The sequence below is a fragment of the Streptomyces sp. NPDC079141 genome (genome assembly GCF_040686775.1).
Lineage (GTDB): Bacteria > Actinomycetota > Actinomycetes > Streptomycetales > Streptomycetaceae > Streptomyces.
This window is the reverse complement of sequence record NZ_JBFBLP010000010.1, coordinates 194,941-213,542: the sequence shown is the minus strand read 5'-3', so window position 1 is coordinate 213,542 and position 18,602 is coordinate 194,941. Positions and strand designations below refer to the sequence as shown.

Genomic DNA, 18,602 nt, shown 5'->3' with positions numbered 1-18,602 from the left:
TGTTTCCGGGACCTTCTTCCCGGTCCCTCCCGGGACCTTCCGCCCCCAGATAGGGCCCTTCTCGTGCACCGGCGCACGGGTCGGGGCGTTCGAATGGAGGTGACAGCGAAGACCGTGGTGAAGGAGGCCTGCCATGCAGGTCGCAGACCGGGTGGACCTACTGGTGGAGGGCGCGCTCGACGCGCTTCGCCGGTTCGAGGCTTACGACCAGGAGCAGGTCGACCACATTGTCCAGAAGGCCTCTCTCGCGGCCCTCGCCGCCCATGGGGAGCTGGCCCGGCAGGCGGTCGAGGAGACCGGGCGCGGGCTGTTCGAGGACAAGGCCGTCAAGAACATCTTCGCCTGTGAGCACGTCACCCACTCCATGCGCGGTCTGCGCACCGCCGGCGTCGTGCACCGCGACGAGCTGAACGGCGTCACCGAGATCGCCGAGCCGGTGGGTGTCGTCTGTGCGATGACGCCGGTGACCAACCCGACGTCCACCACCGTCTTCAAGGCGCTCATCGCCCTGAAGACCCGCAACCCGATCGTCTTCGCCTTCCACCCGAACGCCCAGCAGTGCTCCGCCGAGGCCGCCCGGGTCGTGCGCGACGCGGCGATCGCCGCCGGGGCGCCCGAAGGGTGCGTGCAGTGGATCGAGGTGCCCTCGATGGAGGCCACCCGGCTGCTGATGCACCACGAGGGCGTCTCCACCATCCTCGCCACCGGCGGCAACGCGATGGTCCGGGCCGCCTACTCCTGCGGCAAGCCCGCCCTCGGCGTCGGCGCGGGCAACGTGCCCGCCTATGTCGCCGCGGACGCCGACCTCGGCCGTGCCGTGCACGACGTGATCCTCTCCAAGGCCTTCGACAACGGCATGATCTGCGCCTCCGAGCAGGCGATCATCCTGGACCAGCAGATCTACGAGGCCGGGATCGCCGAGATGGAGCGGCTGAACGCGCATGTCGTCTCCGACGCCGAGAAGGCCAAGCTGGAGGAGTTCCTCTTCGGCGTTGGCGCGGAGGGCGCCAACTGCGGCGAGGCCAGGCTCAATTCGGCGGTCGTGGGCAAGTCCGCCGCCTGGATCGCCGAGCAGGCCGGGTTCACCGTGCCGGACGACACCTCCGTGCTCGTCGCCGAGTGCGCGGAGGTCGGTGAGCGGGAGCCGCTGACCCGGGAGAAGCTGTCGCCGGTGCTGGCCGCGCTCCGCGCCGGATCCGTCGAGGAGGGGCTCGAACTGTCCGCCCGTATGGTCGAGTTCGACGGGCTCGGGCACTCCGCCGCGATCCACACCGAGGACGAGGGGCTGGCCGAGGAGTTCGGCAAGCGGGTCAAGGCGATCCGGGTGATCGTCAACGCGCCGTCCAGCCTCGGCGGCATCGGCAGCGTCTACAACGCCTTCCTGCCGTCGCTGACGCTGGGCTGCGGGTCGTACGGGCACAACTCGGTGTCCAACAACGTCTCGGCGGTCAACCTGCTCAACATCAAGCGGATCGGACGGCGCAACACCAACATGCAGTGGTACAAGGTGCCGCCGAAGATCTACTTCGAGCGCAACGCCATCCGCTACCTGAAGTCGATGCCGGACGTGCACCGCGTCACCGTCGTCACCGACCGCACGATGGAACAGCTCGGCTTCGTCCGTAAGGTCACCGAGATCCTCAACTCCCGTGCCGAGCCGGTCACCTTGCAGTTCATCGACAATGTCGAGCCCAACCCGGAGCTGGCCACCGTACGCGCGGGCGCCGCCGCCATGCGGGAGTTCGAGCCGGACACGATCATCGCGCTCGGCGGCGGCTCGCCGATGGACGCGGCGAAGATCATGTGGCTGATGTACGAGCGGCCCGAGGTGGAGTTCGCCGACACCCGGGAGAAGTTCTTCGACATCCGCAAGCGGGCCTACAAGTTCCCGAAGCTGGGGGAGAAGGCCCAGCTGGTGGCGATTCCGACCACGTCCGGCACCGGCTCGGAGGTCACCCCCTTCGCGGTCATCTCCGACCCCGAGGCCGCCCAGAAGTACCCGCTGGCCGACTACGCGCTCACCCCGGACGTCGCCATCGTCGACCCGGTGCTGGCGATGCACCTCCCGCCGACGGTGACCGCCGACTCCGGCTTCGACGCGCTGACCCACGCGACGGAGGCGTATGTCTCGGTCTACGCGAGCGACTTCACCGACGGCCAGTGCCTGCAGGCCATCAAGCTGATCTTCGAGAACCTGGAGGCCTGTGTGCAGGAGGGGGCCAGGGCGCCGCGGGCCCGGGAGCGGATGCACAACGCCTCCACCATCGCGGGCATGGCCTTCGCCAACTCCTTCCTCGGCCTGGTGCACGCCATGGCACACACCCTGGGCAACACCTTCCACGTCGCCCACGGCCGCACCAACGCCCTGCTGCTGCCGCACGTCATCCGGCACAACGGCACGGTCACCCACAAGGCCACCCCGTGGCCGAAGGCCGAGACCTACCGGGCCCCCGAGCGCTACCAGGACATCGCCCGCATGCTGGGCCTGCCCGCCGCCACCCCCGAGGAGGGCGTGGAGTCCTACGCCCGCGCGGTCGAGGACCTGCGCCGGCGCTGCGGCATCCCGGCCTCCTTCCAGGAGGAGGGGGTCGACGAGAAGGCCTTCGTCGCGGCGATCCCGCAGCAGGCGCTGAACGCCTACGCCGACCAGTGCGCGCCCGCCAACCCGCGGATGCCGATGATCGACGAGATGGAGGAGCTGATGCGGAAGGCGTACTACGGCGCCTGAGCCGGCAGGGGCTCGCCCTCGCCCGCCCGGGTCGGCAGGGGTTCGCCCTCACGCTTCTTCCGCAGCCCCGCCGCCACCAGCGTGACCACGATGCCGACGGCCGCCCATGCCGAGAGGACCAGCAGGGCGGCCGTCGTGTCGTTGCCCTCGAAGTAGGCGATCGAGCGCGCCACCCAGGTCCCGGCGCCCGGGGGCAGCGCCGGGCCGATCGCCTGCCAGAACGGCGGCAGCATCGGCAGCGGGAAGGCGCCGCCCGCACTCGGGTTGCCCGCGATCACCACGAGCAGGATCGCCAGGCCGATGCCGACGATCCCGAAGATTCCCTGAAGGGCGAGCGTGGCGGCCCCGACCGCGAACGTGACCAGTGCGCCGAGCCCCCAGAACGCCAGCACGCTGCCCGGCAGCGCGCCCAGGACCGGCCCCACGATCACCGCACCGCCGAGCCCGCCGACGATCGACACCAGGCCCATCACGATCAGCCGGATCGTCCCGCGGCGCGGGTTGGCGGGCCGGGCCCCGGTGCTGATCGCCAGGATCGAGGCGCACAGATAGCCGCCGACGCACCAGCCCACCACCAGGTAGAACGACGACAGACCGTCGAAGTCCTCGGCGGACGCCGGGGCCACGTCGACGGTCCTGACCGTGCGCTGCTGGGTCTTCTCCAGGGCGGTGGTGAGGCTCTCCAGGGCGGTGGCGAGGACGGTCCCGCCGCCGGAGGCGACCAGGAGTGTGTCGGTGGTGCCGGCCGGGTTGATCACCAGGGCGCCGTCGATGTCCCGGTTCATGATCTGCTTTCGCGCCGTCGCCTCGTCGGCCACCGCACGCGGGTCCAGCGGTGAGCCGGGCAGCTGCTCCAGCCGGGTCACCGCCTGCGCGGCCGCAGCCCGGGGCGCGACGACCCCGAAGGGCACGTCCTTCGGTTTCGGGTCGTGCAGCGCCCCCACGTAGGAAGCGATGAACAGCAGCTGGAGGGCGACCACCCCGAGGACCAGCAGCGTGGCCCGCGGGGTGACCGCGTCCTTCACCTCGGCGAGAAAGCTGTTCTGTGTCATGTCCCCACAGTCCGAGGTCATGGACGTTTCCGCAGGTGGGAGGCGGCCGAACGGTTGTCGTACATGCGTTCGAGTTTTGGTCTATGGTGGGGGTGAGGTCATTGGGAACTTGTGTTCGATATCAGCGCTGGCGGGAGGTGCGGATGCCTGGTTTCACTCATCTGCACACCGTCTCCGGGTTCTCCCTGCGCTACGGCGCCTCCCACCCGGAGCGGCTCGCGGAGCGCGCCTTCGAACGGGGCATGGACGCCCTCGCGCTCACCGACCGCGACACCCTCGCCGGTGCGGTCCGCTTCGCCAAGGCCTGCGCGAAGGCGGGGGTGCGGCCCCTGTTCGGCGCGGAGCTGGCGGTGGCGGAACCCGGGCCCATGCGACAGGAACGGCGCCGCGCCCCCGTGCGTGGGGGTGCCTTCGTCGATGAGTCGACACCCCGTGTCACCTTCCTCGCCCGGGACGGCGCACATGGCTGGGCCGACCTCTGCAGAATCGTTACGGCGGCGCAGGCCGACCCCGGCTCCCCGCTGCTGCCCCGGGACGACAACCGGGGCGACGGCCTGACCGTGCTGCTCGGACCCGACTCCGACATCGGCCGCGCCCTCGCCGCGGGCCGCCCGGACCGCGCGGCCGTACTGCTGGCCCCCTGGCGGGAGATCTACGGCGACGCGCTGCGCCTGGAGGTCGTCTGGCACGGCCGCAAGGGCACCGGCCCCGGCTCCCTGCGGCTGGCCGCCCGTACCGTCGGCTTCGCCGCCGAACAGCGGATCCGGCCGGTGCTCAGCAACGCCGTCCGCTACGCCGACCCCGGCCAGGGCCCGGTCGCCGACGTCCTGGACGCCGCCCGCCGCCTGGTCCCCATCGACCCCACCAAGGAACTGGACTCCGGCGAGGCCTGGCTCAAGGACGCGGGCACCATGCTGCACGCGGCCGAGCGGATCGTCGAGGCCGCGGGCTACCGGCGGGACACCGCCCGGCGCCTGCTGGAGCAGACACAGGCGACCGCTTCCGAATGCGCCGTCGACCCCGAGGGCGACCTCGGCATCGGCACCGTCCACTTCCCCGAACCGCACCTCGTCGGTGCCGGCCGCCGCACCGCCCAGCGGGTGCTCGCCTCGCGGGCGGCGGCGGGGATGGTGCGGCAGGGGTACTCCGGGAAGCGCGCTTACTGGGAGCGGATGCACCAGGAGCTGGACATCATCGCGTACCACGGCTTCGCCTCCTACTTCCTGACGGTCGCTCAGGTCGTGGACGATGTACGGGAGATGGGCATCCGGGTGGCCGCGCGCGGCTCCGGCGCGGGCTCGCTCGTCAACCATCTGCTCGGCATCGCCCACGCCGACCCGGTCGAGCACGGGCTGCTGATGGAGCGCTTCCTGTCCAAGCGCCGCCCGGTGCTGCCCGACATCGACATCGACGTGGAGTCCGCGCGCCGTCTTGAGGTCTACCGGGCGATCATCGGCCGGTTCGGCACCGAGCGGGTGGCGACGGTCGCGATGCCGGAGACGTACCGGGTGCGCCATGCGGTCCGCGACGTGGGCGCGGCCCTGTCCATGGACCCCGCCGACATCGACCGCATCGCCAAGTCCTTCCCGCACATCCGCGCCCGCGACGCCCGCGCGGCGCTGGAGGAGCTGCCCGAACTGCGGGAGCTGGCAGGGGAGAAGGAGCGGTACGGCAGGCTGTGGGAGCTGGTCGAGGCCCTCGACGCCCTTCCGCGCGGAGTCGCCATGCACCCGTGCGGGGTGCTCCTGTCCGACGCCTCGCTCCTGGCCCGTACGCCGGTCATGCCGACCAGCGGCGAGGGCTTCCCCATGTCCCAGTTCGACAAGGACGACGTGGAGGACCTCGGGCTGCTCAAGCTCGATGTGCTGGGTGTGCGGATGCAGTCGGCGATGGCGCACGCGCTCGCGGAGGTGGAGCGGGCCACGGGCACCGGGGTCGACCTGGACGCCGTACCGCCCGGGGATCCGGCGACGTACCAACTCATCCGTTCCGCCGAGACGTTGGGCTGCTTCCAGATCGAGTCGCCGGGGCAGCGCGATCTGGTCGGGCGGTTGCAGCCGGCCACTTTCCACGACCTCGTCGTCGACATCTCGCTCTTCCGGCCCGGTCCGGTCGCCGCCGACATGGTGCGGCCGTTCATCGAGGCCCGGCACGGGCGGGCGCCCGTGCGTTATCCGCATCCGGATCTGGAGGGGCCGCTGAAGGAGACGTACGGAGTCGTCGTCTTCCACGAGCAGATCATCGACATCGTGCACATCATGACCGGCTGCGGACGCGACGAGGCCGACCGGGTGCGGCGCGGTCTTTCCGACCCGGAGTCGCAGGGGCGGATCCGGTTCTGGTTCGCGCAGGCCGCGGCGGCCAAGGGCTATGACACGGAGACGGTCCGGCGGACCTGGGAGATCGTCGAGGCCTTCGGCTCGTACGGCTTCTGCAAGGCGCACGCGGTCGCCTTCGCCGTACCGACGTACCAGTCGGCGTGGCTGAAGGCGCACCATCCGGCGGCCTTCTACGCGGGGCTGCTCACGCACGACCCCGGGATGTATCCGAAGCGGCTGCTGCTGGCGGACGCGCGGCGGCGGGGGGTGCCGATCCTGCCGTTGGACGTGAACCGGTCGGCGGTCGCACACCATATCGAACTGGTGTCTGAATCCCCTTCGGTGTGGGGGCTGCGGCTCGCCCTCTCCGATGTGCACGGCATCAGCGAGGCCGAGGCGGCGCGGATCGCGGAGGGGCAGCCGTACGCCTCGCTGCTCGACTTCTGGGAGCGGGCGCGGCCGAGCCGGCCGCTTGCTCAAAGGCTTGCGCAGGTAGGGGCATTGGACGCCTTCGGCGCCAACCGGCGCGATCTGCAACTGCACCTGACCGAGCTGCACCGCGGCGCCCGGGGCGGCGGCGGTGGCCAACTGCCGCTGTCCGGCGGGCGGAAGACCGCACCCGCCGGGCTGCCCGACCTGTCGTCCGCCGAGCGGCTCAGCGCCGAACTGGGCGTGCTGTCCATGGACGCCTCGCGCAACCTGATGGACGACCACCGGGAGTTCCTGGGGGAGTTGGGCGTGGTCAGCGCGCGTCGGCTGCGCGAGCTGCGGCACGGTGAGACGGTGCTCGTCGCGGGCGCCAAGGCGGCCACCCAGACCCCGCCGATCCGGTCCGGCAAGCGGGTCATCTTCACCACCCTGGACGACGGCACGGGCCTGGTCGACCTCGCCTTCTTCGACGACTCCCACGACGCCTGCGCCCACACCGTCTTCCACTCCTGGCTGCTGCTGGTGCGCGGAGTCGTGCAGCGGCGCGGGCCGCGCAGCCTCAGCGTGGTGGGCGCCGCCGCCTGGAACCTCGCCGAACTGGTCGAACTGCGCGCCGAGGGCGGCCTGGACGAGGTGGCGGCCCGGCTGGCGGAGCCCGTGCCGCAGGGGCCGGGTGACGATCCGACGCACGGCCGGCGCATCCAGATGCCGACCGGATACGAACTGCATCCGTGGGCCGATCTGCGACCTGCGGGTCAGGAGCCCTCACAGACACGGAAGTTGTGGCACCAGAGTCCGGGGAGTGCGGGATGACCATCCTCTGCGTACGTTTCCAGCTGCCGCCGATGTACGAGGCGGCCCTGCCGGGGCTGCTCGGGCTGCTGGAGGAGTTCACGCCCGTCGTCGAGGCGCTCCCGCCGGACGGGGCGCTGGCCGATCTGCGGGGCGCCGAGCGGTACTTCGGGCGCAGCGCCGTCGAGCTGGCCTCCGTGATCCGGGTGCGTGCGCTCGCGCACTACGGCGTGGACTGTGTGATCGGCGCCGGGCCGGGGCCGATGCTGGCCCGGATGGCGTTGCGCGACGCACGGCCCGGGGTCACCGGGGTGCTGCCCGAGGGTCCGGACGGCATCGCGGACCTGCCGGTCACCGCGCTGCCCGGGGTCGGCGCCGCGACCGGGCGCACGCTGTGCGAGTACGGTCTCGACACCCTCGGCCGGGTCGCCGCCGCGCCGCTGTCCACGCTCCAGCGGCTGGTCGGGGCGAAGGCGGGGCGTGAGCTGCACGAGAAGGCGAACGGGGTCGATCGCGGGCGGGTCGTACCGGACGGGGTCTCCCGGTCACTGGTGACCGAACGCCCCTTTGAGCGGGACGAGTTGGACGCGGACCGGCATCGGCGTGCGCTGCTCTCCGCGGCCGAGGAGCTGGGGGCCCGGCTGCGCGCCCTGGACAAGGTCTGCGGCACGTTGACCCTCACGGTGCGCTACGCCGACCGGTCCGCGACGACACGCAGCCGTTCGCTGAAGGAGCCGACCGCGCATTCCGCCGCGCTGACCCGGGTGGCATACGGCATGTACGAGGCGCTGGGGCTGCAGCGGGCCCGGGTACGGACGATCGCCCTGCGGGCGGAGGGGCTCGACCCCGCCGAGCAGGCCTCGTACCAGCTCAGCTTTGATCCGGCCGAGGAGAAGGTGCGGCGGATCGAGGAGGTCGCGGACCGGGTGCGGGCGAAGTTCGGGCCGGGCGCGGTGGTGCCGGGGGCGCTGGCGGCGTGAGGCGGGTGCGGTGGTGCCAGGGGGCGTCGGGAGCGTGAGGCGGGCGCGGTGGTGCCGGGCGCTGGCGGCGTGAGGCGGGCGGTGGCGCCGAGGGGCGCTGGCGGCGTGAGGCGGGTGCGGCCGCGCAGGTAGCGTGTGCGTTCATGAGCTGGAGTGGGCCGACCCATCGGGTCGTGGGCGGAGAGAAGATCGACGGGGTCTGGTGCCATGTGTGGCGGCGGAACCCGTACAGCGAGGTGTATGTCGTCGAGGATCTGTTCGTTTTCGCGGACGGTGCCGTGCACTGCGAGGAGCGGACCGATCTGGAGGGGCTGGAGAGGCTGCTCGGGTCCGGGCGGATCGCCGTGCGGAACCCCGCTGCCCCCGACTGGCCCGCCGACGAGACCAAGTGGGAATCCCGCAGCCCCGAGCCGTGCACACCGGAGAGCTTTCTCCTCGAAGTCGCCGACAAGGTCGAGGAGTTGAGCGGTCGGCCGACCGCCCGGGACCGGCTGCAGGAGGCGATCGGGCGCTATCAGGAGGAGCCGTCCGAGGCCCGTCGCGCCCTGCTCCGGGACGCCTATCTCGCGGTGCCGGCGCATCTGCGGATCTACGTTCTGGGTGACATGGACTCCCAGGACCGGCCCCTGCGGATCCTCGTCACCGACCTCGGCGAACCCGTGGACGGGGACGGGCCGGTGGCCACCGCCGAGATGCACCGGGACGCGCTGGACTACTTCCGTCGGCGGGACGAGAGCGTCCGGAAGTCGGGGGCGTGGCGGGCCGTGCGGCACGCCGACGATCCGGAGGGGCCCGTGGAGCCGGCCCTCGTCTCGAATGAGGTCGGCTTCCCCCGCGGCTGGCCCGAGAAGCCCGGACTGTTCGTGCTGCGCAACGACTACCCGGTGTCGATCGACTTCGGCGGCGAGACCTACGCGTCCGTCCTCCACGGCTACTGGTCCCTGTCCGCGGCCGACGCCGACGACCGTGACCGTATCCGCGCCGCCGACAGCCCCAACGAGGCGCACAAGCTCGGCGGCCGGGCCGAACGCCGGGACGACTGGCCCGAACTGCGCCTCGCCGTCATGGCCGGGCTGCTGCGCGCCAAGTTCACCCAGCACCCCGGGCTCACCGAGGTGTTGCTGTCCACCGGGGACGCGCGGATCAGCTACACCGGCCTCTCGGAGTCCCCGTACTGGAAGGACGCCCGCGACGACCGCGGCCGCAACTGGGTCGGCCGGCTGCTGGAGCTGGTGCGCTCCGAACTGCTGCTGGACTCGGTCAGTTGGCCCACGGCGGAGTGATCCGGGTGCCGTCGGCCAGTTCCGCCTCCAGGCCGATGGACGTGGTGACCCAGGTGATCGCGGTCTGATCGCTCGGGTTCTCGACGGCGAGGGTCGCGCCCGGGTTGATGACCAGGGCGTCGCCCGCGGAGATGTCGTCGGTGCGGCCGTCGAGGGTGACGCGCAGGCTGCCGACGAGCACCAGAAGGATCTCCTCCCGGCTGACCGTGTGCGCGGGCGCCTTGGTCCCCGGCGGGATCTCGCCGCGCCAGGCGCACAGCTCCTTGCTGCCGGTGCGGGGGGTGGCGTACGAGACGAAGCGGGCGCCGTGGATCTCGTGGGTGACGGCTTCGGACGTGCGAATGACGGGCATGTCTGCCTTTCGTTGTCACGGCTTTCGTTGTCATGGCTTTGGTTGTCACTGCAAGATGGTCAAGCTGCTTGACCAAGTTGAGTGACTTAATAGTCAAGCAGCTTGACCAGTTCGTCAAGGGTGTTTCAATGCCTCCGTGCAGAAATCCGAGGCCATGGCCCTGACCGCCGCAGTGCTCGCCGTCGCGGGCGAGCTCACCCAGCGCATCAATGAAGGCGTCGTCGCCCGCGGCTTCGTGGGGGTGAGGCCCGCGCACGGCTTCGCCTTCGCCCGGCTTGCCCCAGGCGGCGCGACGGCGACCGACCTCGCCGCGCATCTCGGAGTGACCAAGCAGGCCGCCAGTCAGCTCGTCGACGAGCTGGTGCGCAAGGGGTACGTCGAGCGCCGACCGCATCCCGAGGACGCGCGCGCCCGGCTGGTCGTACTGACCGAGCTGGGGTGGGCCTGCACACGGGCCGCGGAGGAAGCGGCCGCGGATGCCGTGCGGGGGTGGGCGGAGGTGCTCGGTGAGGGTGAACTGCGGGCGTTGCGCGAGCAATTGACGCGCATTGCGCCCTATGGTCCCATCAGGCCCACCTGGTGACGGTTCGTCAGTGGCATTACACCCGCCACTGACTATCACTGGAAGTTTTTACTGACGCGTAACTTCACAGTTCCACTACTCGTCCGTAACTTGGCGAGAGAACAGCATCCTCGTGATCCGGATCACAGGGCGTAAGGCCGTCGTACCTCCCTTGAGCCGCAAGGAGATCACCCGATGCTGCCCTGGAAACGAGTGCTCAGACCTCTCGCCGCCCTGCTGCTGACCACCGCGGTCGCCCTTGTTCCCGCCACCGCCGCGCAGGCCGACGACGCGCCCAGCAGCGGTTGGAACAACTGGTCGTGCAAGCCGTCCGCCGCCCATCCCCGCCCGGTCGTCCTGGTGCACGGCACCTTCGGCAACTCCGTCGACAACTGGCTGGGTCTCGCCCCGTACTTGACCAAGCGTGACTACTGCGTCTTCTCGCTCGACTACGGTCAGCTGCCCGGTGTGCCGCTCTTCCACGGCCTCGGCCCGATCGACAAGTCGGCGGAACAACTCGACGCGTTCGTCGACAAGGTGCTCGCCGCGACCGGCGCCGCCGAGACCGACCTCGTCGGGCACTCGCAGGGCGGCATGATGCCCCGCTACTACCTGAAGTTCCTCGGGGGAGCCGCCGAGGTGAACGCCCTCGTCGGCATCGCGCCCGACAACCACGGCACGAACCTGTCCGGCCTCACCCATCTGCTGCCGTACTTCCCGGGCGCCGAGGACCTGCTCTCCACCGCCACGCCGGGCCTCGCCGACCAGATCGCCGGCTCCGCCTTCCTCACCAAGCTCAACGAGGGCGGCGACACCGTGCCAGGCGTCCGGTACACGGTGATCGCCACCAAGTACGACCAGGTCGTCACGCCGTACCGCAGCCAGTACCTGGACGGGCCGGACGTACGCAACGTCCTGCTCCAGGACCTGTGCCCGGTCGACCTCTCCGAGCACCTGGCGATCGGCCTGTTCGACCGGATCGCCTTCCACGAGGTTGCCAACGCCCTCGACCCGGCGCACGCGAAGCCCAGCAGCTGCGCCTCGGCGTTCAGTTGACAGCCGTCGGGGCCTGTCCGGCCTGAGCCGCCGGACAGGCCCCGCCCCCCGTGCCGGTCCTAGGAGCGAGTGGCGCGTCGCCGGACCGACAGGAACAGCGCCGCCGAGCCGACCGCCAGCGCGGCCGCACCGCCCACGGCGAGGTACGTCGTACTGCTGTCACCGCCGGTCTCGGCGAGGTTCTGCGTGGCACCGGCCGCCTTGGGCCGGTTCGCCCCGGCCTCCTGGACGGGCTCCGCCGACGTACTGGCGTCCTGGTCGCCGTGACCGTGGTGCTCGATCGTCGACTGGTCGGCGCCGTCCTCGATCTGCTCCTCGGAGGGGGCGGAGGCGGTCGGAGCGGCCTCGGTTTCGTCGGTCTCCTCGGTCTCCTCGGTCTCCTCGGTCTCCTCGGTGTCCGAGCCGCCCGCCGTGCCGCCGAAGGCGACGTCCGAGCAGGAGTAGAACGCCTCCGGGCTGTCCGAGCGCTGCCAGACCGCGTACAGCAACTGCTTGCCGGAACGCTCGGGCAGGGTGCCGGAGAACGTGTAGAAGCCGCCCGAAGCGGCCGGGTCCGTGGCCGTCGCCACCGGGTTGGCCAGGTCCAGGTCGTCCCAGGCCAGCGGCTGGGCCGGGTCGTAACCCGCCTTGGTGATGTACACCTTGAAGGTGCCCTTGTGCGGCGCGGTCACCCGGTACTTGAAGGTGTACGAGCCGCTGCTCACGCTCGTCGCCGGCCAGTCGGCGCGGGCCAGGTCGAGGCCCTTGAACGCCTCGTTGTTCGCGCTGCACAGCTTGCCGTCCGGGATCAGCTCCTGGTGCCTGCCGTTCGCGTCGCCGATGCGGACGCCGTTCCAGTCGTACAGCGCCTGCGTGCCGCCGGCCGCGACCGCCGCCTTGCACGCCTCCGACCTCGGGCTCTCCGGGCCCTCCGCGTAACACTGCGAGACCCGGCTGACCGGGTCGCCCATCGAACCGTGCGCGGCCGCGGGCGCGGCGGCCAGCGGGGTCAGGGCGAGCGGGGCTATGCCGACGGCGGCGACGGATGCTGCGGTGGCGACCCTGCGGCGTGCGGGCATGGGGAACTCCTGGGAAGCGGTGGGTGATTGCGTGGCCGGCCCGTGGGGGCGATCAGCAAGCTAGCCCGAAGAAACCGCGAAATCGCCTGCTGGAGGCGGGTGATGGAGATCCTTATGGCCGCGTTAAGGGAGCGCTAATCGCGGGCTGAGGAAGGGGGGTTCAGCGCCGCACTCCGATGGCGGACAGGACGATGAGCAGGACACCGACGATGCCGATGCAGACGGGGAGGCCGAGCCAGAGCATGTGGAGCCGGACGCCGATCCAGGGGGACACCTTGGAGGGCGGCTCGGAGGTCGCCTCGGGGCTCGCCTCGGGGGTCGGCTCGGGGCGCGGTTCGGTGGAGAGAGTTCCGGAGGGGCGGCGCCGTACGGAGAACTCCTTCTTGTGCTTCTTCTTGGCGGCCTTGCGGAGGTCGCCCGTCCTGGGCACCTCCAGCGCCGGGTTCCGCTGGAGGTTGTCGATCGCCGTACGGGTCGCGGCGAGGACCTTGGTGTGGAAGCGATTCCGCTCGTAGTGCTTGATGCTCAGCGCGACGCCCAGGACGCTGAGGACGAGCACCACGACCCCGGCCGGAATATCCGCGGTCGACAGGCCGCCCACGCCGGAGAGTGCCACCACGGCCGCCGAGATCGCGGCGAGGATGCTCGTCACGGTCGCCCGCAGGGTCTCGTGCTGGCGAGCCTGGGCCGCGTGTTCGTCGTAGTAGCGCCACAGATCGGCGATGGCGGCGGAGCGGTCGTCGTTGGCCATATGTCCTCCCGGGCCTCTTCTCAGAGTCCTGCGGGACGCCGGCGGAGTCCAATCGGTTGGCTAGCGTTCGGGTATGAGCAACGAGGAGATACGGCAGGCCGTCAGTGTCGACGCAGCCGCCGTGAAGGATGTCACCGACGCCGCGTACCGCCACTACATCGAGCGCATCGGGCTGGTGCCGCAGCCCATGGAGCGGGATTACGTGGCGTGCGTGGCCGCGGGGCAGGTGTTCGTCACGGGGGATCCCGTGGTCGGGCTCGTGGTGGTCGAGGCGTACGAGGACCATCTGTACGTCGACAACATCGCCGTCCACCCCGATGCGCAGGGCACCGGCGTGGGGCGGCGGCTCCTGGCGTTCGTGGACGCACACGCGCGTGCGCTGCGACTGCCCGAGGTCAGGCTCTACACGAACGCCAAGATGTGGGAGAACCAGAAGATCTACCCGAAGTTCGGATACGAGGTCGTGGAGCGCCGTGTGGAGGGGCCGTACGACCGCGTTCACTACCGCAAGAGGCTCGGCTGACGCCGTGCGGAGCCGGCCGGGCGGGTCAGCCGTCCGGCCACCACGTTCGAGCGATGTCCTTGCGGACCTCCGGACGCGCGGTCGGGCGCTCGTCGCTCTCCTCGCGGAGCCGCCGGGAGTCCGTCTTCTTCAGGGGCTTCTGCACGGTCATACGGCGCATGGCTGCCTCCTTCAGGACCCACCGAGCTCCGTGTTGTCACGGAGGTAGACCCTTTTGGTGAGCGTTCCTCATCGGCGCCGGTCTGTCAGTGGCGGTTGTCACGATTCGACTGTCAGTGGCGGGTGTCACTCTTGGGCGCATGACGAACGACAGTGACGGGACGACCGCGCCGCGTGTCGACTGGGACGCCGCGGCGGCCTCCTTCGACGACGAGCCCGACCACGGCCTGCGCGGCCCCGAGGTCCGCGCCGCCTGGGCCGAGCGGCTGCGTGGCTGGCTGCCCGAGCGGCCGGGCGACCTGCTCGACCTCGGCTGCGGCACCGGCAGCCTGTCGCTGCTCGCGGCCGAACAGGGACACCGGGTCACGGGCGTGGACCTGTCTCCGGCCATGGTGGACCTCGCCCGGGCCAAGCTCGCGGGACGTGACGCGGTGTTCCTGGTGGGTGACGCGGCGCTGCCACCGGTGGGGGAACAGTGCTACGACGTCCTGCTCGCCCGGCACGTGCTGTGGACGCTGCCCGACCCCGCGCGGGTCCTGCGCCATTGGCGCACGCTGCTGCGGCCCGGAGGGCGGCTCGTCCTCGTCGAGGGCGTGTGGGGCACCGTCAGCCCCGCCGGCATACCGGCCGAGCGGCTCACCGGCCTCCTCGCCCCGATCGCCGGACATGTGCGCGTGGAGCGACTGTCCGGCGACCCGCTGCTGTGGGGCAGGGCCGTGGAGGACGAGCGGTACGCCGTGGTGGCGACGGTCTAGGCCAGCAAGGACTCCAGGCCGCCCTCGACGGAGGCGAACACCTCCAGCTCGTCCAGGGCCGTCATCGCCGCGGCAGCCGCCTCCGGGTCCGAATCCGTCAGGCCGCTTTCCTCGAACTCGTCCTCGTCCAGTCTGCGTACGTCCGTGCCGTCGGCCGAGCGCCACAGGTCCAGGTCGAGGTCCTCGACGACCAGTTCGGAGCCGGAGAACGTGGCCGGGCGGGTGACGTCGCAGTACCAGCCCTTGAGGGTGCCGTCCCAGGCGCGGACCTCCTTCACCGAGTACCAGCGGTCGCGCCAGTAGTACTCGGTGAAAACGTCCCCGGACTCGAAGCGGACGAAGCCGAAGTCGCGGACGCCGTCGCCGGCCCAGGGGGCGCGGACCGCGATACGGGTGCCGTCGTCCCCGAGCAGCTCCGCCGGGTAACGGATCTTCGTACGGCCGCCCTTGACGAGGACGACGTCCACGACCGCCCTGGTGTCAGCCGAGTTCGCGGACATACCGCACCTCCGTCGCGCAGATCTCGTACCCGAACCACTTGTTGATCGCGAGCATCGGCTGGTTGCCGGTGTCGTTGCCCGTGAACGCCTGCGTGAACCCGGCCGCGCGCGCCCGGTGCAGGGAGTCGTTCTTGGCGAGCTTGGCCAGGCCCCGGCCGCGGAAGGCGCGGGCCGTGCCGGTCATGGCGGTGCCGTAGCGGGTGCCGCCGTCGGTGCGGGCGGCGCTGAAGGCGGCGGGGCGGCCGTCGACCAGGGCGATCGTGGTCAGTCCGAGGTCGATGAGCGGGTGGCGCCAGGTCTCCTCCAGCCACGCCTCGTAGTCCGTGAGTTCGGCTGTGCCGGCCTCGCTGGGTTCGTCCGCCGTCACCTCCGCGTCCAGTTCGAACACCGGGCGCGGGTCGTCGGCGAAGTCCGCCGCTGTACGCAGTTCGACACCGGGCGGCGGGCTCTGGAGCGGCGGCAGCGTGCCGTTCGCGAGATCGAGCCGCAGGAAGTGCGCGGAACGGCCCGCGCGGTAGCCGTGCGCCTCGGCGAAGGCGCGGTTGCCGGGCTCGTCCAGCACCCAGGCGAGCAGCCGGGTCGCGCCGAGGCCGGCCAGGTACTCCTCGGCGGCGCGGACCAGGAGCGTGCCCGCGCCGCGGTGCGTGCGCTCCGGGTGTACGTACACGTTGACGAAGCCCTGGAGCGGCCCCGGATTCTCGTGCAGCACGCCGACCTGCGCGGTCCCGATGATTTCGCCGTCCTCCTCGGCGACGAGCGGCCGGTAGTGGGCGTCGGGATGCGTGTGCGCCAGGTCGTAGGCGACGGAGTCCGGGGTGACCAGGAAGAACGGGAGGGCGCTGTGCCGGACGGCCCCGAAGCCCTCCAGGTCGGCCCGGTCCCCGGGCCAGATCTCGCGCACGATGACTGTCATGAGGCCGCACGTTACGGACGGGCGAGTCCCGGTGCCTCTCATTTTCCGGCGGGTACGGGAGAATCGGCCTGTGACCTTGAAGATCCACATCGATGACAGCGCGCCGCCCTACGAGCAGGTGCGGGCGCAGATCTCCGAGCAGGCGCGGGCCGGCGTGCTGCCGGTGGGGTACCGGCTGCCGACGGTGCGCGGGCTCGCCGAGTCGCTGGGCTTGGCCGCGAACACGGTCGCCAAGGCCTACCGGGCGCTGGAGACGGACGGGGTGATCGAGACACGGGGGCGCAACGGCACGTTTGTCGCGGCCGCGGGCTCGGCGGCGGAGCGGGAAGCGGCGGCTGCCGCGCAGGCGTATGCGGAGCGGGTGCGGCGGTTGGGGCTTGACGAGGGCGACGCCCTGGCCGCCGTGCGGGATGCACTGCGGGCGGTGTACGAAGAGGACTGAGGTCAGCCCACGGGCAGTTCCTCCGGAACCCGCGTCACCGTAAGCCCCGCCTTCGCCGCCGCCCCTGCGAACACCGCCGCGTCCCGCACGGCCGCTCCGCCCAGGTCGTTGTTGAAGTACGCGTAGACGTCCCGGCTGTCCGGCCAGGTGTCCGCGATGCGGGTCGTCCATGTGGTCAGGGACCGGTTGCCGTAGCGCGGCCAGGGGTGGGCCCGGCCCTGGTGGAAGCGGACGTAGCCCCAGTCGGTGGTGCGCCACAGCGGGGTGACCGGGCGGGCCTGGATGTCGGCCCAGCACAGGGCCGCGCCCCGCGACTCAAGGACCTCGCGCACCGGCCGTGTCCACCAGGAGTCGTGGCGCGGCTCGACCGCGACGCGGGTGCCGGAGGGGAAGCGGGCGAGGCAGGCGTCCAGCAGGCCCGGGTCCCCGTGCAGGGTCGGCGGGAGCTGGAGGAGGACCGGGCCGAGGCGGTCGTGGAGACCGGCGGCGTGGGACATGAGCCGGTCCACCGGCTCCTCGGGGTCCCGCAGCCGCTTGATGTGGGTGAGATAGCGGCTGGCCTTCACCGCGACCACGAAGTCCGCCGGCACCCGCTCCCGCCACGCCGCGAAGTTCTCCCGCGACGGCAGCCGGTAGAAGGCGTTGTTGATCTCGACCGTCGCGAACCGGGCCGCGTACTCCTCCAGCCAGAGCCGCACCGGACAGCCCTCCGGGTACAGGACGCCCCGCCAGTCCTTGTACTGCCACCCCGACGTGCCGACGAACAGGGTCATACCCCCATCAAAGCACTCCCCGTCAGTGTGCTGACAGGAGTGCACTACAGGTACAGCCCCGCCTCCGCCCCGCCCCGCGGCTCCGGCAGCGCCGTCGGGGAGGTGCCGCGCTGGAGTGCGTACAGCTCCGCCAGGGTCGCCCCCTCGCGGCCGACGCCCTCCTCGGTGCCCAGCCAGTTCACCGCCTCGGCGCGGGTCAGCGCGCCGACCTCGATCCGGGCCAGACAGCGGCCCGGGCGGACCACGGCCGGGTGCAGCCGCTCCAGGTCCTCGTTGGTGGTGACCCCCACCAGGACGTTGCGGCCCTGGCCCAGCAGGCCGTCGGTGAGGTTCAGCAGCCGGGACAGCGCCTGCCCCGCCGTGTGCTTGGCCTCGCCGCGGATCAGTTCGTCGCAGTCCTCCAGGAGCAGCAGCCGCCAGCGGCCCTTGCCCGTGCCGTCCTCCTCGCCGATCGCGATGTCCATGAGATAGCCGACGTCACTGAAGAGCCGCTCGGGGTCCAGCACGCAGTCCACCTGGCACCAGTCCCGCCAGGAGCGGGCCAGGGTGCGCAGCGCGGACGTCTTCCCGGTGCCCGGCGGGCCGTGCAGGAGCAGCAGACGGCCCGCGATGTCCTCGGGGGTCGTCTTCATCAGGCCGTCCATCGCGTCCGCCACGGGGGCGGTGTAGTTGGGCCGCACCTCCTCCCAGGTGCCCGCCGAGATCTGGCGGGTGGTGCGGTGCGGGCCGCGCCTGGGGGAGACGTACCAGAAGCCCATGGTCACGTTCTCCGGCTGCGGCTCGGGCTCGTCCGCGGCACCGTCCGTGGCCTGGTCGAGGACCTTCTTGGCCAGGTCGGCGCTGGTCGCGGTCACGGTGACATCGGCGCCGCGGTTCCAGCGGGAGACCAGCAGGGTCCAGCCGTCGCCCTCCGCGAGGGTCGCGCTGCGGTCGTCGTCCCGCGCGATGCGCAGCACCCGGGCGCCCGACGGCAGCAGGGTCGCGCCGGACCGCACGCGGTCGATGTTCGCCGCGTGCGAGTACGGCTGCTCGCCCGTCGCGAAGCGGCCGAGGAACAGCGCGTCGACGACGTCGGACGGGGAGTCGCTGTCGTCGACGTTGAGCCGGATCGGCAGAGCGTCGTGTGGGTTCGCAGACATGCGGCCATGATCCGTCACGGAAGCACTTCGTGCATGG

The 18,602-nt window shown here is 71.4% G+C and carries 18 protein-coding genes; 9 read left to right on the top strand and 9 right to left on the bottom strand.

What is annotated here, in order from left to right; all coding sequences use genetic code 11:
* The first annotated feature begins 133 nt into the window (after positions 1-133).
* On the top strand, positions 134-2,728 hold the full coding sequence (adhE, locus tag AB0Q90_RS26315; RefSeq protein ID WP_363164330.1) for a bifunctional acetaldehyde-CoA/alcohol dehydrogenase: 2,595 nt from the start codon (positions 134-136) through the stop codon (positions 2,726-2,728).
* Here the strand turns inward: adhE and AB0Q90_RS26310 are convergent.
* The gene (locus AB0Q90_RS26310; protein WP_363164329.1) at positions 2,716-3,780 is read right to left on the bottom strand and encodes a DUF3533 domain-containing protein; all 1,065 of its coding nucleotides are present in this window, start codon (positions 3,778-3,780) and stop codon (positions 2,716-2,718) included. The two genes, adhE and AB0Q90_RS26310, sit on opposite strands and share 13 nt — an antisense overlap.
* Before the next feature lie 143 nt (positions 3,781-3,923).
* On the opposite strand from AB0Q90_RS26310, the gene dnaE reads away from it, so the two are divergent.
* The 3 genes from dnaE (at position 3,924) to AB0Q90_RS26295 (ending at position 9,582) form a co-directional block, all read left to right on the top strand.
* Positions 3,924-7,340, top strand: coding sequence for a DNA polymerase III subunit alpha (gene dnaE, locus AB0Q90_RS26305; RefSeq protein ID WP_363164328.1), 3,417 nt, complete (start codon positions 3,924-3,926; stop codon positions 7,338-7,340).
* A complete protein-coding gene (locus tag AB0Q90_RS26300; RefSeq protein WP_363164327.1) occupies positions 7,337-8,299 on the top strand; it encodes a hypothetical protein in 963 nt (320 codons plus the stop codon). Before dnaE ends, AB0Q90_RS26300 begins: the two co-directional genes overlap by 4 nt.
* 143 nt (positions 8,300-8,442) lie before the next feature.
* Positions 8,443-9,582: an NADAR family protein gene (locus AB0Q90_RS26295; protein ID WP_363164326.1), complete on the top strand. Its 1,140-nt coding sequence runs from the start codon at positions 8,443-8,445 to the stop codon at positions 9,580-9,582.
* On the opposite strand, the gene AB0Q90_RS26290 is transcribed toward AB0Q90_RS26295, so the two are convergent.
* Positions 9,560-9,934 (bottom strand): cupin domain-containing protein, encoded by a 375-nt coding sequence (locus AB0Q90_RS26290; RefSeq protein ID WP_363164325.1) that lies wholly within the window; start codon positions 9,932-9,934, stop codon positions 9,560-9,562. The genes AB0Q90_RS26295 and AB0Q90_RS26290 overlap by 23 nt on opposite strands.
* Positions 9,935-10,070: 136 nt before the next feature.
* Here AB0Q90_RS26290 and AB0Q90_RS26285 point away from each other — a divergent pair, with 136 nt between their 5' ends.
* Both AB0Q90_RS26285 and AB0Q90_RS26280 read left to right on the top strand, forming a co-directional pair.
* Entirely contained in the window at positions 10,071-10,517 is a 447-nt protein-coding gene (locus AB0Q90_RS26285) for a MarR family winged helix-turn-helix transcriptional regulator (protein WP_363164324.1), read from the top strand.
* A gap of 174 nt (positions 10,518-10,691) precedes the next feature.
* On the top strand, positions 10,692-11,552 hold the full coding sequence (locus AB0Q90_RS26280) for an alpha/beta fold hydrolase (RefSeq protein WP_363164323.1): 861 nt from the start codon (positions 10,692-10,694) through the stop codon (positions 11,550-11,552).
* Positions 11,553-11,611: 59 nt separating this feature from the next.
* Here the strand turns inward: AB0Q90_RS26280 and AB0Q90_RS26275 are convergent, their stop codons facing one another.
* Positions 11,612-12,610 (bottom strand): lytic polysaccharide monooxygenase, encoded by a 999-nt coding sequence (locus AB0Q90_RS26275; RefSeq protein WP_363164322.1) that lies wholly within the window; start codon positions 12,608-12,610, stop codon positions 11,612-11,614.
* 160 nt (positions 12,611-12,770) lie between these two features.
* Positions 12,771-13,361 (bottom strand): hypothetical protein, encoded by a 591-nt coding sequence (locus AB0Q90_RS26270; RefSeq protein ID WP_363164321.1) that lies wholly within the window; start codon positions 13,359-13,361, stop codon positions 12,771-12,773.
* Positions 13,362-13,434: 73 nt separating this feature from the next.
* Between AB0Q90_RS26270 and AB0Q90_RS26265 the strand changes: the two genes are divergently transcribed.
* The gene (locus AB0Q90_RS26265) at positions 13,435-13,884 is read left to right on the top strand and encodes a GNAT family N-acetyltransferase (protein ID WP_363164319.1); all 450 of its coding nucleotides are present in this window, start codon (positions 13,435-13,437) and stop codon (positions 13,882-13,884) included.
* Positions 13,885-13,909: 25 nt separating this feature from the next.
* On the opposite strand, the gene AB0Q90_RS26260 is transcribed toward AB0Q90_RS26265, so the two are convergent.
* On the bottom strand, positions 13,910-14,044 hold the full coding sequence (locus AB0Q90_RS26260; protein WP_363164318.1) for a hypothetical protein: 135 nt from the start codon (positions 14,042-14,044) through the stop codon (positions 13,910-13,912).
* 139 nt (positions 14,045-14,183) lie between these two features.
* Between AB0Q90_RS26260 and AB0Q90_RS26255 the strand changes: the two genes are divergently transcribed.
* Entirely contained in the window at positions 14,184-14,798 is a 615-nt protein-coding gene (locus AB0Q90_RS26255; RefSeq protein ID WP_363164317.1) for a class I SAM-dependent methyltransferase, read from the top strand.
* On the opposite strand, the gene AB0Q90_RS26250 is transcribed toward AB0Q90_RS26255, so the two are convergent.
* Both AB0Q90_RS26250 and AB0Q90_RS26245 read right to left on the bottom strand, forming a co-directional pair.
* Positions 14,795-15,298 (bottom strand): DUF402 domain-containing protein, encoded by a 504-nt coding sequence (locus tag AB0Q90_RS26250; RefSeq protein ID WP_363164316.1) that lies wholly within the window; start codon positions 15,296-15,298, stop codon positions 14,795-14,797. The genes AB0Q90_RS26255 and AB0Q90_RS26250 overlap by 4 nt on opposite strands.
* A complete protein-coding gene (locus tag AB0Q90_RS26245) occupies positions 15,279-16,211 on the bottom strand; it encodes a GNAT family N-acetyltransferase (protein ID WP_363164315.1) in 933 nt (310 codons plus the stop codon). The genes AB0Q90_RS26250 and AB0Q90_RS26245 overlap by 20 nt, the downstream gene beginning before the upstream one ends.
* A gap of 70 nt (positions 16,212-16,281) precedes the next feature.
* On the opposite strand from AB0Q90_RS26245, the gene AB0Q90_RS26240 reads away from it, so the two are divergent.
* Positions 16,282-16,653: a GntR family transcriptional regulator gene (locus AB0Q90_RS26240; protein ID WP_363164313.1), complete on the top strand. Its 372-nt coding sequence runs from the start codon at positions 16,282-16,284 to the stop codon at positions 16,651-16,653.
* Positions 16,654-16,655: 2 nt separating this feature from the next.
* Here AB0Q90_RS26240 and AB0Q90_RS26235 read toward each other — a convergent pair whose 3' ends face one another.
* Positions 16,656-17,426 (bottom strand): DUF72 domain-containing protein, encoded by a 771-nt coding sequence (locus AB0Q90_RS26235; protein ID WP_363164312.1) that lies wholly within the window; start codon positions 17,424-17,426, stop codon positions 16,656-16,658.
* A 44-nt stretch (positions 17,427-17,470) separates the two neighbouring features.
* A complete protein-coding gene (locus AB0Q90_RS26230) occupies positions 17,471-18,583 on the bottom strand; it encodes a DUF5925 domain-containing protein (RefSeq protein WP_363164311.1) in 1,113 nt (370 codons plus the stop codon).
* Between the last annotated feature and the right edge of the window lie 19 nt (positions 18,584-18,602).

Excerpts from the sequence above, each read along its gene's own strand:
- adhE (WP_363164330.1), top strand. The coding sequence starts at position 134 with ATGCAGGTCGCAGACCGGGTGGACCTACTGGTGGAGGGCGCGCTCGAC.
- AB0Q90_RS26310 (WP_363164329.1), bottom strand. The coding sequence starts at position 3,780 with ATGACACAGAACAGCTTTCTCGCCGAGGTGAAGGACGCGGTCACCCCG.
- dnaE (WP_363164328.1), top strand. The coding sequence starts at position 3,924 with ATGCCTGGTTTCACTCATCTGCACACCGTCTCCGGGTTCTCCCTGCGC.
- AB0Q90_RS26300 (WP_363164327.1), top strand. The coding sequence starts at position 7,337 with ATGACCATCCTCTGCGTACGTTTCCAGCTGCCGCCGATGTACGAGGCG.
- AB0Q90_RS26295 (WP_363164326.1), top strand. The coding sequence starts at position 8,443 with ATGAGCTGGAGTGGGCCGACCCATCGGGTCGTGGGCGGAGAGAAGATC.
- AB0Q90_RS26290 (WP_363164325.1), bottom strand. The coding sequence starts at position 9,934 with ATGCCCGTCATTCGCACGTCCGAAGCCGTCACCCACGAGATCCACGGC.
- AB0Q90_RS26280 (WP_363164323.1), top strand. The coding sequence starts at position 10,692 with ATGCTGCCCTGGAAACGAGTGCTCAGACCTCTCGCCGCCCTGCTGCTG.
- AB0Q90_RS26275 (WP_363164322.1), bottom strand. The coding sequence starts at position 12,610 with ATGCCCGCACGCCGCAGGGTCGCCACCGCAGCATCCGTCGCCGCCGTC.
- AB0Q90_RS26270 (WP_363164321.1), bottom strand. The coding sequence starts at position 13,361 with ATGGCCAACGACGACCGCTCCGCCGCCATCGCCGATCTGTGGCGCTAC.
- AB0Q90_RS26265 (WP_363164319.1), top strand. The coding sequence starts at position 13,435 with ATGAGCAACGAGGAGATACGGCAGGCCGTCAGTGTCGACGCAGCCGCC.
- AB0Q90_RS26260 (WP_363164318.1), bottom strand. The coding sequence starts at position 14,044 with ATGCGCCGTATGACCGTGCAGAAGCCCCTGAAGAAGACGGACTCCCGG.
- AB0Q90_RS26255 (WP_363164317.1), top strand. The coding sequence starts at position 14,184 with ATGACGAACGACAGTGACGGGACGACCGCGCCGCGTGTCGACTGGGAC.
- AB0Q90_RS26250 (WP_363164316.1), bottom strand. The coding sequence starts at position 15,298 with ATGTCCGCGAACTCGGCTGACACCAGGGCGGTCGTGGACGTCGTCCTC.
- AB0Q90_RS26245 (WP_363164315.1), bottom strand. The coding sequence starts at position 16,211 with ATGACAGTCATCGTGCGCGAGATCTGGCCCGGGGACCGGGCCGACCTG.
- AB0Q90_RS26235 (WP_363164312.1), bottom strand. The coding sequence starts at position 17,426 with ATGACCCTGTTCGTCGGCACGTCGGGGTGGCAGTACAAGGACTGGCGG.